Annotated in this window: 12 protein-coding genes and 1 pseudogene; 8 read left to right on the plus strand and 5 right to left on the minus strand. The window is 56.0% G+C overall.

Translation table 11 applies throughout. From position 1 onward, the window contains the following. Window positions 1–13 precede the first annotated feature (13 nt). On the minus strand, window positions 14–1,183 hold the full coding sequence (locus tag H0247_RS09330; protein ID WP_180742297.1) for an MFS transporter: 1,170 nt from the start codon (window positions 1,181–1,183) through the stop codon (window positions 14–16). A 342-nt stretch (window positions 1,184–1,525) separates the two neighbouring features. On the opposite strand from H0247_RS09330, the gene menF reads away from it, so the two are divergent. From menF to menE, 6 genes and pseudogenes are all read left to right on the plus strand, one after another. Next, window positions 1,526–2,848: an isochorismate synthase MenF gene (menF, locus tag H0247_RS09335; RefSeq protein WP_370463321.1), complete on the plus strand. Its 1,323-nt coding sequence runs from the start codon at window positions 1,526–1,528 to the stop codon at window positions 2,846–2,848. 220 nt (window positions 2,849–3,068) lie between these two features. Beyond that, a complete protein-coding gene (gene menD / locus H0247_RS09340; RefSeq protein WP_180742299.1) occupies window positions 3,069–4,751 on the plus strand; it encodes a 2-succinyl-5-enolpyruvyl-6-hydroxy-3-cyclohexene-1-carboxylic-acid synthase in 1,683 nt (560 codons plus the stop codon). Between the two features lie 26 nt (window positions 4,752–4,777). After that, window positions 4,778–5,540 (plus strand): annotated as a pseudogene (menH, locus tag H0247_RS09345) (2-succinyl-6-hydroxy-2,4-cyclohexadiene-1-carboxylate synthase). Window positions 5,541–5,545: 5 nt separating this feature from the next. Further along, entirely contained in the window at window positions 5,546–6,403 is an 858-nt protein-coding gene (gene menB / locus H0247_RS09350; protein ID WP_180742300.1) for a 1,4-dihydroxy-2-naphthoyl-CoA synthase, read from the plus strand. After that, window positions 6,403–7,374 (plus strand): o-succinylbenzoate synthase, encoded by a 972-nt coding sequence (gene menC, locus H0247_RS09355; RefSeq protein ID WP_180742301.1) that lies wholly within the window; start codon window positions 6,403–6,405, stop codon window positions 7,372–7,374. Before menB ends, menC begins: the two co-directional genes overlap by 1 nt. Beyond that, window positions 7,362–8,795 (plus strand): o-succinylbenzoate--CoA ligase, encoded by a 1,434-nt coding sequence (gene menE / locus H0247_RS09360; protein WP_180742302.1) that lies wholly within the window; start codon window positions 7,362–7,364, stop codon window positions 8,793–8,795. Before menC ends, menE begins: the two co-directional genes overlap by 13 nt. A gap of 17 nt (window positions 8,796–8,812) precedes the next feature. Here menE and H0247_RS09365 read toward each other — a convergent pair whose 3' ends face one another. Next, complete coding sequence (locus tag H0247_RS09365; RefSeq protein ID WP_255433921.1) at window positions 8,813–9,022, minus strand: catalase; 210 nt, start codon at window positions 9,020–9,022, stop codon at window positions 8,813–8,815. A 249-nt stretch (window positions 9,023–9,271) separates the two neighbouring features. Between H0247_RS09365 and H0247_RS09370 the strand changes: the two genes are divergently transcribed. Next, the gene (locus H0247_RS09370) at window positions 9,272–9,811 is read left to right on the plus strand and encodes a YfaZ family outer membrane protein (RefSeq protein WP_180742303.1); all 540 of its coding nucleotides are present in this window, start codon (window positions 9,272–9,274) and stop codon (window positions 9,809–9,811) included. Window positions 9,812–9,887: 76 nt separating this feature from the next. On the opposite strand, the gene tyrP is transcribed toward H0247_RS09370, so the two are convergent. Further along, window positions 9,888–11,096 carry a tyrosine transporter TyrP gene (gene tyrP / locus H0247_RS09375; protein ID WP_180742304.1) on the minus strand — a complete coding sequence of 403 codons (1,209 nt, stop codon included), beginning with the start codon at window positions 11,094–11,096 and terminating at the stop codon, window positions 9,888–9,890. 219 nt (window positions 11,097–11,315) lie between these two features. Between tyrP and H0247_RS09380 the strand changes: the two genes are divergently transcribed. After that, window positions 11,316–12,509, plus strand: coding sequence for a nicotinamide mononucleotide deamidase-related protein YfaY (locus tag H0247_RS09380; RefSeq protein WP_180742305.1), 1,194 nt, complete (start codon window positions 11,316–11,318; stop codon window positions 12,507–12,509). 409 nt (window positions 12,510–12,918) lie between these two features. Here H0247_RS09380 and H0247_RS09385 read toward each other — a convergent pair whose 3' ends face one another. Then, the gene (locus H0247_RS09385; protein WP_180742306.1) at window positions 12,919–13,779 is read right to left on the minus strand and encodes a co-chaperone YbbN; all 861 of its coding nucleotides are present in this window, start codon (window positions 13,777–13,779) and stop codon (window positions 12,919–12,921) included. A gap of 110 nt (window positions 13,780–13,889) precedes the next feature. Then, the gene (locus tag H0247_RS09390; protein WP_180742307.1) at window positions 13,890–14,660 is read right to left on the minus strand and encodes an SDR family oxidoreductase; all 771 of its coding nucleotides are present in this window, start codon (window positions 14,658–14,660) and stop codon (window positions 13,890–13,892) included. Window positions 14,661–14,680: the final 20 nt, after the last annotated feature.

Genomic DNA, 14,680 nt, shown 5'->3' on the forward strand with positions numbered 1-14,680 from the left:
TTAACGCTCCTGATTAGCGGATGACGGCACGCGCACTGGCGCTGACGGCCAGCAACAGCAATGCGACAAACCCAAATGCGGTAGCCAAATTGCTGAACTGTGCAATAAAGCCGAGAATGGTCGGGCCAATCAGAATACCGGCATAGCCCACGGTGGTGATCGACGCGATGGCCAGATTGGGCGGCATGATCTTTTGATTTCCCGCCGCGCTGAAAAGAATCGGCACCACATTGGATGCACCGATACCGACCATGACGAAGCCAAGAATCGCGGTGATCGCATTATCAATACTGATCGTTAACACCAGACCAAGTGCGGCGCAGAGGCTGCCGCCGGTAAGAATCGCGTAGCGCCCGAGCGCATTAACGATGCGATCGCCGTTCAGCCTGCCAAGCGTCATGGCGACGGAAAACGCTGCATAGCCCATGCCCGCCTGCGCGCCGGTCAGGTTGCGTTCAACCGTTAAAAAGAGGGCGCTCCAGTCCAGTATGGAACCTTCTGCCAGAAACATGATGAAGCACAGTGAACCAATGAACATCACCCAGCCGCGCGGAATGACAAACAGCGGGCCACCGTCATCCTGATTTGTGGTGTGCAGCAGGTGCTTGTGCGCCGTTGCCATAAAGATCAGGATCAACGCAACCATCGTCAGGATTGCCATCAGCGGGGACAGGCCAAGCCATAGCAGGGCGCTGACGCCACCTGCGCCGACAATCCCCCCCACACTAAAGAAACCATGAAAACCGGACATCATCGCGCGCCCGCTGGCACGTTCTACGATGACGGCCTGAATATTGATTGCGACATCGATCATGCCCATAGAGGCACCGAAAAAGAGCAGCGTTATCGCCATCAGGGGTAATGTGCCTGCCTGCGTCAATGCGGGCAATACCAGACAAAGCAGCGCGCTTGCCAGCAAAATCACGCTGCGGCACCCTAGCTTGCTGGTGAGGAAACCGGTGAGCGGCATTGCCAGCAGCGACCCAATACCGAGAGAAAGTAGCAACATCCCCAGAGAGGCATCACTGATAGCCAGCCGCGTTTTGACAAAGGGAACCAGCGGTGCCCAGGACGCCATGGCGAAACCCGCAACAAAGAAAACGATGCGCGTCGCTGCCTGTGTCTTTTTGCCTGACAGATTCTGGTTGATGCATAACGGGTTGGAATTCAGCGTTGTACTCATCCTGATGAGGCTATCCGGTCGATGTAATAAGGGCCTATTTTTACCATAACTCGTGGCCTGAATGGAAAGAATCCTGGTGCGTGGTTCGAGGAGGAGGGGGAAAGCGCTTCCTGATGCAGTATCGCGGGCAAAAAAATGCCGATTAGATAATCGGCAAAAGAATTGGTCAATTGAAGCAATAATGATGATGGAGTGGGATTTTAAAGTGATGCATACGCGCCGTTTTGCCGTTTGATGCGATTTCAGCCTGTACCCGCCGTTATGGTCTTGCGTAACCTCTCACCCACGACGTGTTTTTTTCCCGTATAATCCCCTACTTTGTGTTAGGTCTCCGGGGTGACGGTGAAACAACTTTCCGACTTGCTGCGGCATTTGCAGCAGGATTTGCGCGAGCCACAGCCTGAACGCGCAGGTTTCAGACAAATAACGCGTTCGTTGACCCTCAGCGACGCGTCTGAGCTATTGCCGTGGTTGGCGACTCAGCCAGTGTACCCGCAGTTCTATTGGCAGCATCGTCAGGATCGTGAAGAAGCCGCCGTGTGCGGCAACGTGTGCGGGTTTCACCATATTCAGGATGCTGAGGCATTCCTTGTTCAGCAGCAGTGTGATCCCAACGTGCGTATCTGGGGGCTGAATGCGTTTAACCAGATAAAAGAAAGCGGCACCTATTCATCAGGCTACCTGTTTTTGCCTCGAGCAGAATTGCGGCGTCAGGATGATACGCTCAGCCTGAGTATTAATCTGTTCAGCGATACCTCGTTGCAGCAGGATGCCGCCGAAGCCTCGGCGTTTATTAATCTGCTTCTGCCGTCTGCGTCGTCTCTTGCTTTACATGCGGAAGTCCAGTCCGTCGGGCATCAGCCGGAGCGTCAGGGATGGATTGATTTGCTCCAGCTGGCGCTGCACGACATCAACGCGGGGCTGATGGAAAAGGTCGTTCTGGCACGGGCGACCACGCTAACGTTGACGCAGCCGCTACAGGCAACCACCTTTATGGCCGCTAGCCGAGCGGCAAATCACCACTGCTTCCATTTCATGCTGGCGCACGACGCGCGTCATGCGTTTCTCGGTTCTAGCCCGGAACGGCTTTATCGCCGTCGGGGGAGCGAACTGGAAACGGAAGCGCTGGCGGGGACGGTGACAAGCGATCGCGATGCGCACAAAGCTGCTGAACTAGCAGACTGGCTGATGAATGATACCAAGAATCAGTGCGAGAACATGCTGGTGGTGGATGATATTTGCCAGCGGCTACAGCAGTCGGCGCTGTCGCTGGATGTGATGCCGCCGGAAATTGTGCGCCTGCGTAAAGTGCAGCATCTGCGCCGTACCATTCATGCCACATTACGAACCGCCTCTGATAGCGCGTGCCTGAGTGCATTACAGCCCACGGCGGCGGTCGCGGGGTTGCCGCGGCAAGAGGCGCGCCGTTTTATTGCCGAACATGAACCGTTTGAACGCGGCTGGTATGCAGGATCGGCGGGTTACCTTTCTCGTCAGCAGTCTGAATTCAGCGTGGCGCTACGTTCGGCCGAAGTGCGGGATCATATTTTGACTCTCTATGCCGGTGCCGGAATTGTGGCGGGTTCTGATCCAGAACAAGAATGGCAGGAGTTGGAAAACAAAGCCGCGGGGCTGAGATCCCTGTTAGACGGTGATATGTCATAGTTTTGTTTTATGGTTGTTGTGTCAGGTAATGGTTTATATCAAAGTCAGCGTGATAAAAAAAAATATAATAATGCCGATCTTGATGTTTGCTGAAGGGCAACCAGGCCGCCAACAGTTTGATCATTCGTATTTTGTCTATATCCATCATTTTCTGTGAGCATACCGCCAGTACACAGGAAGATGGCGGGAATAACCTGCAACCTGAGTTGTTGAGTACATCATGTCAACAAGTGTATTTAATCGCCGCTGGGCTACATTACTGCTGGAATCGCTGACCCGCCACGGTGTCCGGCATGTCTGCATCGCGCCTGGTTCTCGCTCCACGCCGCTGACCTTGTCTGCGGCGGACAATCACGCGCTGATTTGCCACACGCATTTTGATGAGCGCGGGCTCGGACATCTGGCTCTGGGGTTGGCGAAAGCCTCGCGTGAGCCCGTTGCGATTATCGTGACGTCAGGCACCGCCGCTGCGAACCTTTATCCCGCCATCATCGAAGCTGGGTTGACCGGCGAACGGCTGGTGGTGCTGACAGCCGACCGCCCGCCGGAACTGATTGATTGCGGTGCGAATCAGGCGATTCGCCAACATGCACTGTATGCTTCACACCCCACGCTGGCGCTGGATTTACCGCGCCCCACGCACGACATTCCGGCTAGCTGGCTGGTTTCCTCTGTGGATAGCGCCATGGCGCGGCTGACGCACGGCGCGTTGCACATTAACTGCCCCTTTGCTGAACCGTTGTACGGTGCCGATGACGGCACGGCGTATCAGGACTGGTTAATGACGCTGGGCGACTGGTGGAACAGCCGTGAACCCTGGCTGCGTGAAATGCGCCAGAGTACGCTGGCGGTGCAGCCGGACTGGCCGCAGTGGCGACAGAAGCGGGGCGTTGTCCTCGTCGGTCGCGTGACGCCAGAACAAGGCTCGCGACTTGCGGTGTGGGCGAACGAGCTGGGCTGGCCGCTGATTGGTGACGTCCTGTCACAAAGCGGACAGCCGTTACCCTGTGCGGATATTTGGCTGGCGCATCCTGATGCGGCGGATCGCTTACGGCAGGCGGAGATTGTGTTGCAATTCGGCGGTAGCCTGACGGGTAAACGTCTTCTGCAATGGCAGGAACAGTGCCAGCCGCAAGAATTCTGGTTAATTGACGATCTGCCGGGTCGGCTGGATCCGGCTCATCATCGCGGGCGCCGTCTGGTGGCGGACGTGGGTGAGTGGCTGTCAGCGCACCCAGCGCACAAGCAGGCACCGTGGGCGGAGTTGTTGGTGGATATTGCCGACAGAACGCAGCGGCAGATCGACATGCATCTGGCTCCTCGCTTTGGTGAGGCACAGTTGGCTCAGCGCATCTCGGCGCTGTTGCCGCCAGATGGACAGCTGTTTGTCGGCAACAGCCTTGTGGTACGCCTGATCGACGCGCTGGCGCAACTCCCGCAGGGGTATCCGGTGTACGGTAACCGCGGAGCCAGCGGTATTGATGGCCTGATCTCCACGCTGGCTGGTGTACAGCGTGCCACGGCAAAACCGACGCTGGGCATCGTCGGCGATCTTTCTGCGTTATACGATTTGAATGCGCTGGCGCTGTTGCGTCAGGCTCCCGCTCCTCTGGTGCTGATTGTGGTGAACAATAACGGCGGCCAGATATTTTCCCTGCTGCCGACGCCAGTTGCGCAGCGTGAAGCGTTTTACTGCATGCCGCAAAATGTGGAGTTCGCCCATGCTGCCGCGATGTTTGGCCTGAATTACGTGCGTGCCGAGAGCTGGGAACCGCTGGCAAATACGGTGACGGATTGCTGGACACAGGGCGGCGTTACGCTGTTGGAAGTGGTGGTTGAGCCGAAGGATGGCGCAGCAACGCTCAATGAACTGGTCGCGCAGGTGGCGACGTGGGCACACTAGCGTTTCAAGAGCTAAGCTGCCGGAAGGTGACGCATGGCACGGTGGCTTCTGGGCAGCCGTGGCTGGTGTGCCTGCATGGTTTATTAGGCAGCGGCGAGGACTGGCTACCCGTTCTGCCGTTTTGTCGTGACTGGCCGGTGTTGCTGGTGGATTTACCCGGGCACGGGGCCTCGAGAACGATTACCACTGCCGATTTTGCCGATGTGAGCCTCCAGCTCAGCGCGACGCTGCTGGCGCAGGGTATTACGCGTTATTGGCTGCTGGGATATTCGCTCGGTGGGCGTATCGCGATGTATCACGCCTGCACCGGACAGCATGACGGCATGCTCGGGCTATTGGTCGAAGGGGGACACCCCGGTCTGGCGACGCCTGAGTTGCGTACGGAGCGTCTTCATCATGATGCACGCTGGGCGAAGCGCTTTCGTCAGGAACCGCTGCCTGCGGTCTTGCAGGACTGGTATCAGCAGGCGGTCTTTGCCGATGTGGATTCAGTACAGCGTGAACAGCTGATTGCGTGCCGGAGTGCGAATCACGGCGCATCCGTTGCGGCCATGCTGGAAGCCACGTCGCTGGGGTGGCAGCCTTTTTTAGCGGAACAGCTCCGGCACCTGTCGATGCCTTTTATTTATTTATGCGGTGCCAGCGACGTGAAATTTCAAACGCTGGCGGCGCACTACGGCCTGCCGTTACTGAGTGTCGCGCAGGCGGGCCATAATGCTCATCAGGCGAATCCAGCGGCGTATGCCGAGCGGGTTCGCGCTTTTCTTTTTGCATCCCGTTAAGGATTGATAACTATGCTTTATCCGAGTGAAGAACTGCTTTACGCACCGATTGAATGGCACGATTGCAGCGGCGATTTCGCCGATATCCTCTACCATAAATCCACCGATGGCATTGCCAAAATCACCATTAACCGTCCTCAGGTACGTAATGCGTTTCGTCCGCAAACGGTAAAAGAGATGATTCAGGCGCTCGATAATGCGCGCCATGACGACGGGATTGGAACGATCATTCTGACCGGTGCAGGCGATAAGGCATTCTGCTCCGGTGGCGATCAGAAAGTACGCGGCGACTACGGCGGTTATCAGGATGACAGCGGTGTGCACCACCTGAACGTGCTGGATTTCCAGCGCCAGATCCGTACCTGTCCGAAGCCGGTTGTCGCGATGGTGGCGGGCTATTCCATCGGTGGCGGACACGTTCTGCACATGATGTGCGACCTGACCATTGCGGCTGAAAACGCCATCTTCGGTCAAACGGGGCCGCGTGTGGGTTCCTTCGACGGCGGCTGGGGTGCGTCTTACATGGCGCGCATCGTCGGTCAGAAAAAAGCGCGTGAAATCTGGTTCCTGTGCCGTCAGTACGATGCGGCACAAGCGCTGGATATGGGGCTGGTGAACACCGTGGTTCCGCTGGCCGACCTGGAAAAAGAGACCGTGCGCTGGTGCCGTGAAATGCTGCAAAACAGCCCAATGGCGCTGCGCTGCCTGAAAGCGGCACTGAACGCGGACTGCGATGGTCAAGCGGGCTTGCAGGAACTGGCGGGTAACGCCACCATGCTGTTCTACATGACGGACGAAGGGCAGGAAGGCCGTAACGCGTTCAACGAAAAACGCCAGCCTGACTTCAGCAAATTCAAACGGAATCCGTAATGCGTCGGGTCACTCTCTATCGTTACAGCGTGCCGATGGAAGCCGGAGTGGTGCTGCGCAATCAGCGTCTTAAAACCCGCGATGGGCTTATCATTCGTCTGCAAGACGGCGAGCGATTGGGCTGGGGCGAGATTGCGCCGCTGCCGGAATTCAGCGTGGAAACGCTGGCAGAGGCGGAATCCGCCGCGCTTGAACAGCTAAAATCGTGGGCGGCAGGGGCAGAATTTTCTGACGATCTTCCGCCGTCAGTTGCCTTTGGCTTGAGCTGTGCGCAGGCTGAACTGGATCAGCGTCTGCCGCAGGCGGCGGACTATCGCAAAGCGCCATTGTGCAGCGGCGATCCTGATGAGCTGTTTGACATGTTACAGGCGATGCCGGGCGAGAAAGTGGCAAAGGTCAAAGTTGGCCTGTACGAAGCGGTGCGTGACGGCATGATCGTTAACGTGCTGCTGGAAGCGTTGCCGGATCTGAAACTCCGTCTGGATGCCAACCGTAGCTGGACGCGCGCCAAAGCGGACGGCTTTGCCCGTTATGTCGCGCCGTCATTGCGTTCGCGTATTGCCTTTCTCGAAGAGCCTTGTAAAACACGTGAAGAATCTCGTGAATTTGCGCGGGAAACCGGTATTTGCATTGCTTGGGACGAAAGTGTGCGCGAGGCCGATTTTCGGGTGGAAGCTGAGCCGGGCGTGAGCGCGATTGTCATTAAGCCGACGCTGGTCGGCAGCCTTGCACGTTGCCAGCAACTGGTGCAGGAAACGCAGCAGGCTGGATTAACGGCGGTGATTAGCTCCAGTATCGAATCCAGTCTGGGTTTAACGCAGCTGGCGCGTTTGGCGCACTGGCTGACGCCGGATACGATTCCAGGGCTGGACACGCTGGATCTGATGCAGGCGCAGGTGATTCAACGTTGGCCGGAGAGCACGTTACCGCTGCTGACTGCTGAGCAACTGGACGTGGTATGGCAATCCTGACTGACTGGCCGTGGCGACACTGGGCTAACCAGACGCCCCAGCCTGTTTCGTTGAATGAGCCTGCCTCGTTGCATGAGCCTGTCGCATTGATTGAAGATGACACCCGCTGGAGCTGGCAGGCGCTTGCCCAGCGGGTGGATCATCTGACGCACCATTTCACACAGCAGGGCGTGACGGCTGACAGTACGGTCGCGCTGCGCGGTAAGAATAGCGTCCAGATGTTGTTCAGCTATCTGGCGCTATTGCAGTGTGGTGCACGTGTGCTGCCGCTGAATCCACAGTTGCCCGATGCGTTAACCGAGGCGCTGTTGCCCACGCTAAATGTCGCGTATGGCCTGTGCCTGAATGATAAGCCCTGGCCGAATGCCGTGCGCACGCTTTCTTTGCCATCGGACGATACTGAAGAACGTCACTGTACCGATCGATTGCGCTGGCAGGCCGATAGGCTGGCGACGCTGACGTTGACATCCGGTTCCAGCGGAATGCCAAAAGCGGTGGCGCACACGTTCGCGGCTCATCTTTCCAGCGCGGAAGGTGTGGTGCAGATGATGGCGTTTTCCTCCCGCGATAGTTGGCTGTTGTCACTCCCGCTCTTTCACGTGTCCGGGCAGGGCATTGTCTGGCGCTGGCTTGCGACTGGGGCAACGCTCGCTGTCCGAGCACATCAGCCTCTGGATAGTGCATTGCGCGATTGCACCCATGCTTCTCTGGTTCCAACGCAACTGTGGCGACTGTTGTCAGAGGGGACATTCCCTTCGGCACTGAAAGCCGTATTGCTCGGCGGTGCGATGATTCCGCAGACGCTGACGCAACAGGCGGAAGCCCGAGGCGTGAGCTGCTGGTGCGGCTATGGCCTGACGGAACTGGCGTCGACAGCCTGCGCGAAACGCGCCGATGGGCGTTCTGGCGTGGGGCTGCCGTTACACGGGCGGGAGATCCGGCTGGTCGAGGATGAAATTCTGCTGCGCGGCAGTACGCTGGCGGCTGGCTATTGGCGCGACGGAAAACTGATTCCACTGGCCGATGAGGATGGCTGGTTTCACACACGAGATCGCGGGCGATTTGCCGAGGGCGAGTGGCACATTCTGGGACGTCTGGATAATCAATTTTTCAGCGGCGGAGAAGGGATCCAGCCTGAGAATATCGAAGCCGTGCTGTTGACACATCCCGATGTGCAACAGGCCTGTATTGTGCCCGTTGAAGACGCAGAGTTTGGTCACCGCCCTGTTGCGGTGCTGGAAGTGGCACAAACGACGACGCTTGATGCGGTACGTGATTGGCTACAGCCGCAGCTTGCCGGATTTCAGCGTCCGGTTGCGTATTATGCGCTGCCTGTTGAACTGAAAAATGGTGGGATTAAGCTTTCTCGCCAGCAGGTAAAAAACTGGGTTAATGCAACGCACCACGAGCCCAACAGGTAGCGCGACGTGTCCGTAAGCTAATAATCAGGTGCGTTGCTGCTGGGTTTCGTCGCCTTTTTTTGCTGACTAGTCTGATAACTGGCGCTGGTTTCACGATCAAACAGCGCCAGCTTTTCCAGAAACCACATGTCCTGAAACCGCATCGGCGTGTGCTTGTCGGAAGGCACCGTATGGGTATCCATCGCCGTGGTATGCTTTCCTGCGGCTAATTTTCCTTCTCTCATCATCGTTTCTTTCTATCTGTATTGTCGTCATCCATGATGAGCACTATTGTTCACTTTGTCTTTTTTGAGCAAATAGGCGACGCTTATTGTTGCTATTGTCAGCAGCGTTGAATGAAAACTTTCATGATTATTAAAAGAATAAATCACTGCTCAAGGCAATTTCATGCTGGAGTGAGGGGGCGTTTCGGGTAAAATCGGCAGCGATAACATCTTTACACGCGCGTTTAACGACGGTTTTTAAGGATATTGAAAATGAAAAAGTTTGTGATTGCCTGTGCGGGAAGCCTGTTACTTGCAACGGCGTCTGTACATGCCATTAGCCTTTCCGGGGAAGCAGGTCGCGATTATGCTGGCGCCAATGCGGGCTTCGGTATGGGCATTCCTGGGCTTGCGGGGAATGTGAGCTATGCCCACGGCGACAACAACAATGACGTCTACGGCTTCGGCTTGGGATACACCATCCCTGTCGGCCCACTCAAGCTGACTCTGGGCGGTAAAGCGCTGTATCTGAATCAGGATCACGGTAACGATGGCTATGGTGTTGCTCTGGGCGGTGGCCTGCAGTGGCCGCTAAGCCGTCAGTTCTCGCTGTATGGCGAAGGTTACTACTCACCGGATGCTTTCTCCAGCCATGTCGATCACTATATTGAAGGGAAAGCAGGCGTACGCTGGCAGGTATTTGCACCGCTGAGCGTTGATGTCGGCTACCGCTACATCAATATGGCGCGTGAAAACGGTCCGGATAACAGACTGGCGGATTCAGCCTATGTTGGCGTTGGTCTGAACTTCTAATCGCTGGTTTGAAAGAAAAAAGAGCGTGAATGTTGAGTTCACGCTCTTTTTTATGCCTAGGCGTCGCTGAAAAAAATTAGCTGATCGACGGCAGCCAGCCGGCAACCATCGCCAGTTGGATCAGGATAATGCCTACGCCGCTGGCGAAGACCAGCACCAGAACCGGTGCGCCACCGCGCGTTGCGCGTATTTCAGGATGCTGTTTGCGCACCTGCCAGCTCAGTAGGACGGGAATAAGCAGTGCCAGCACGGCCAGTGCGATCGCCGCATAGCCCAACGCCATCACGAACCCTTGTGGATAAAAGAGGGCAAACACCAGCGGGGGAATAAAGGTCAGCAAACCCGTTTGCGCACGCCCCGTGACACTATTTTTGCGTTTAAACAGATCGGCTAAATAATCGAACAGCCCCAGCGCCACGCCGAGGAAAGAAGTCGCCAGCGCAAGATCGGCAAACAGATGGACGGCCAGCTCAACGTGCGGTGAAGCCACCAGCGTGCGAATAGCCTGCATCAACCCATTCAATCCTGCCTGATCGGCCAAAATGGCATTGAACGTTGAAGAGCTCAAGCTGCCGAGCATCGCGAGTTGCCAAAAAATGTAAGCGACTAGCGGGATCGCGCTACCAATAATAAAGATCTGACGCAGTTTACGGCTGTCACCGCCCATATAGTGCACGATGCTGGGGATGCTGCCGTGGAAACCAAATGAGGTCAGAATGACGGGTAATGCCGAGAGCGTCAGGCCTTGCTGTAATGGTAGCGTTAAGAGATTGACACGCTGAATATGTGGCATGGTCACTGCCAACATCACGATGAACATAAACACTTTGCAGCTAAACAGGATGCGGTTAAACAAATCGACAGAAGAGGTGCCAATACAGACAACGCCACCAGCAACCAGTGTGAAGAGCAAAATACCTGCGGGCAGCGGAAGTGAGTAGCCACTCCATTGGCTGATGCTGGTAGCAAGCAGTTCGCCCGCGCCGCTGATATAGGCTGCCGTGAGCGCGTACATCAGAAATAGCATACTGAAACCCGTAATCCACTGTCCCCAGCGGCCGAGGTAGATTTTTGCCAGCGTGCCCAGTCCAGTGTGCGATGGCTGATGCTGATACACTTCAACCAGCAGCAGGGCGCTATAACACATCAGAATCCATAAACCGATTAATATTGTTAACGTAGTACCAAATCCGACGCCAGCGGTGGCTAACGGCATCGCCAGCATTCCTGCGCCAATGGTGGTACCAGCAACGATAAAAATACTGCCAAGAGTACGATTTTTCACCTATTCCTCTATATATAGCGTGGCTATCCAGATATTTTTGGCAGCAGAGTAGAGTATTCAGTGATTTCTGTCAAAACGCCGTTACGAAGGGTGTAATTTTATATTTACACTGGATTGCGGCTCATCGGCAGCCTGTGGTTTCAGTCAGCCTGAAAGAAACATTGTGTTTGTTCATCCGACTTTTTAAAGTGGTTTCAGGATCGTCACGAGGAATAAAAAATGCTTAGGGTCGAGATGTTATGTACCGGCGATGAAGTGCTGCATGGTCAAATTATTGATACCAATGCGGCCTGGTTGGCGGATTATTTGTTTCAACAGGGATTACCAATGACCAGCCGGATGACGGTGGGGGACGATCTCGATGCGCTGGTGGCGGCAATAACGCAGCGTAGCCAGATAGCGGATATCCTGATTGTAAACGGCGGTTTGGGGCCGACCAGCGACGATCTCAGCGCGTTGGCGGCGGCCACCGCAGCAGGCGAAGAACTGGTTGAGCATACGGAATGGCTGGCGCGTATGGAGGCATTCTTTGCCGAGCGCGGCAGAGTGATGGCACCCAGCAACCGCAAACAGGCGCAAATCCCCGCTAGTGCGGAAATGGTGGACAACCCAGTAGGCACAGCCTGCGGTTTTGCGCTGCACTTGAACAAGTGCTTAATGTTTTTCACGCCAGGTGTTCCCTCTGAGTTTAAGGTCATGGTCGAGCAGCAAATTATGCCGCGCTTGCGCGAGCGTTTTGCTGTCGCTGATGCGCCTCTGTGCCTGCGTTTGACCACCTTTGGCCGTTCTGAAAGCGATTTGGCAAGCCAACTGGACGGCATGGCGTTACCGCCGGGCGTGGTGCTGGGTTACCGTTCTTCTATGCCGATTATTGAGCTGAAGCTGACTGGTCCAGCCGCACAGCAGGAAAAGATGATGCAGCTGTGGGAAACGGTGCGCGCCGTAGCCGGTGAAAATACCCTCTTTGAAGGAACAGAAGGGCTGCCAGCACAGCTGGCACGGCGTCTGGCTGAACGTGATCTGACGCTGGCAGTGAGTGAACACTTCACGGCAGGATTGCTCAACTGGCAGCTTCAATCGGCAAATACGCCGCTGGCAGGCGGGGAACTGCTGGCAAACGTTGAGGACGTTAGCCTGCCTGGGCTAGCGGACTATGCTCGCCATCTGGCGGAGCGTCAGGGCGCGTCATTAGCATTGGTCGTAGGGAATAGGAACGAGGCCGAGTTATCACTGGCGCTACATACGCCGGAAGGATCTTTTGCCCAAACGATACAGTTCAACGTACAGCGCTACAGCCTGAAAACGCATCAAGAGGTCGTTGCGATGCTGGCGATGAACATGCTGCGCCGCTGGCTAAACGGCTGGTCAGTGTACGGCGGACATGGCTGGATCACGGTGCTGGATACGTTGTAGTTAGCGGAGAGATCCAAGACTGCCTCTGAGTCGCATTTTTATGTCGCTATCGAGGCTGTTTCGTGCGCGATAGTACCGTCATTTTCATGCTACTTCGCAGCACGCGCCCGACACGGGGCGTCTCAAGCGCCGCTCGCCCCGTGACCCCTAGGCTTTTTGGCGGAAATTATGCCGCTAACGCGGTGCCTTCGTCGGTATCAGGCTTAACGGACCGCTTGCGACACGTTCCCGACGTGGCGCAAGCTTTCGCCGCGTCCTGCGGCTCATCCTAAGCCTGCTATCTCCTCAGCATAATTTTTTACGCCGAGTTAGCACACCCGAAATCATCGTATCAATCCAATATAGGCGAGGACGAATGTTTGAAATAAGAAGGCCAGAATCAATGTTCTGGCCTTTTTCGCAAGGTAAATCAATATAATAAAGAATAGAGCTGGCGGCGGTAGCGGGCGGCGAGGGCGTCGCTGGTGCCGAGGGCGGCCATGATGTCCATCAGCGTTTTACGCGCGTTGCCGTTAGCAACAGCCAAATCTTTCTTCAGGAAGCCCATCAGCAGTTCGAGCGCTTCTTCGTTACGACCAACCTGATGCAGTTGCAGCGCCAGCTGTACCGCCAGCTCCGCATTTTGTGGATCGGCGTCCAATTGCTGCTGTAGATGCTGAATTTCCGGTGTATCTGCCGCTTGTTTGAGTAGCTCAATCTGCGCAACGAGACTGTGATAACGCGTGTCCTGGTCTTGCAATGGAATGGTGGCTAACACGGCTTCGGCCTCTTCGCTACGTTTAATCTGAATCTGCACTTCCGCCAGCATCAGACCGATGTCGCTGCGCTGCTGGCTGAGTTGCCAGGCGTCTTTCAGCAATTGCATGGCTTCTGGCAGTTTGTCTTCCTGAATCAGCTGCTGTGCCTGCGCGACTTTGAGCTCTTCTTCTTTCGGCAATGCGCGTTTCAGCAATTCACGAATGGCTTCTTCCGGCTGTGGCCCCTGAAAACCGTCCAGTGGCTGGCCATCTTTAAACAGATAAACGGTTGGAATGGAGCGCAGGCCAAACTGAGCGGCGACGCGCTGCTCGGCATCACAATCCACCTTCGCCAGAACAAACTGCCCTGCGTATTCCTGCGCCAGCTTGTCCAGCACCGGTTCCAGTTCCAGACAGTGCTGGCTACGCGCCGACCAGAAGTAAAACAGGACTGGCAGGGTCATGGAGTGTTCCAACACCTGATGCAGGTTGGATTCGTTGACGTCAACGATAGTCGCTTGTTGTTCTAACATGAGTAATCTCTCTTACTTCCTGAATGCGTTTGACCCTTAGATGGGGCCTGTCGGTGTCACTTGCAAGCCTCGTACAGAGGCAAGTGCGCAATACCTCACCTTCTGAGGTTTTATCCTCGTACTACCTTATCCAGCAGACATCCCGGTAGCAGGCGACGCAGCCAGGTTAAGGCGTGAGCCACCAGCGTGACGGGATAGCGTAATTTAGGCCGCGAACTTTCCAGTGCATGATGCAGCTTCGGCAATATCGCTTCCGGCGGCAGTGTGAAGCGTTTAGCGATGCCGGGATTGGTCACCGGCTTGTCTGTCTGCGTCTGTGCGACGTTGCTGGTAAAGCGCGTACTGATTGGGCCAGGCTCGATCAGGCTGACGTGCAGGCCGCTACCGTGGAGCTCCATACGCAATGCATCTGACCAGGCTTCCAGCGCATATTTGCTGGCGGCATAGGCACCGCGCCCCGGTGTGGACACCAGCCCCAGAACAGAACTGGTCTGGATGATACGGCCTTCACCGTGCGGCAACATGGCGGGTAGCAGCAACTGGGTGAGTTGATGCGTGCCGAACAGATTGCTGGAAAATTGCTGTTCAAGCTGCTGGCGCGAAATGGTATTCAGCGGGCCATACAGGCCGTATCCGGCGTTATTAAACAAACCGTACAGGCGGTTATTCGTCAGTCTGATCACCTCCGCAGCCGCTAGCTCAACGCTGGCGCTGTCATCCAGATCGAGCGTAATCGCTTCCAGACCCAGCGTGGCCAGACGCGCGACATCCTCTGCGCGGCGGCAGGCGGCAATCACGCGATAACCGCGCTTTTGCAGATCCTGAGCGGCAATCAGGCCAATGCCGCTGGAGCAACCCGTAATGAAGACCGTTTTTTGCATAACTTTACCTAATTCAAAAG

This window comes from Pectobacterium sp. CFBP8739 (assembly GCF_013449375.1).
In the GTDB taxonomy this organism is placed as follows: Bacteria; Pseudomonadota; Gammaproteobacteria; order Enterobacterales; family Enterobacteriaceae; genus Pectobacterium.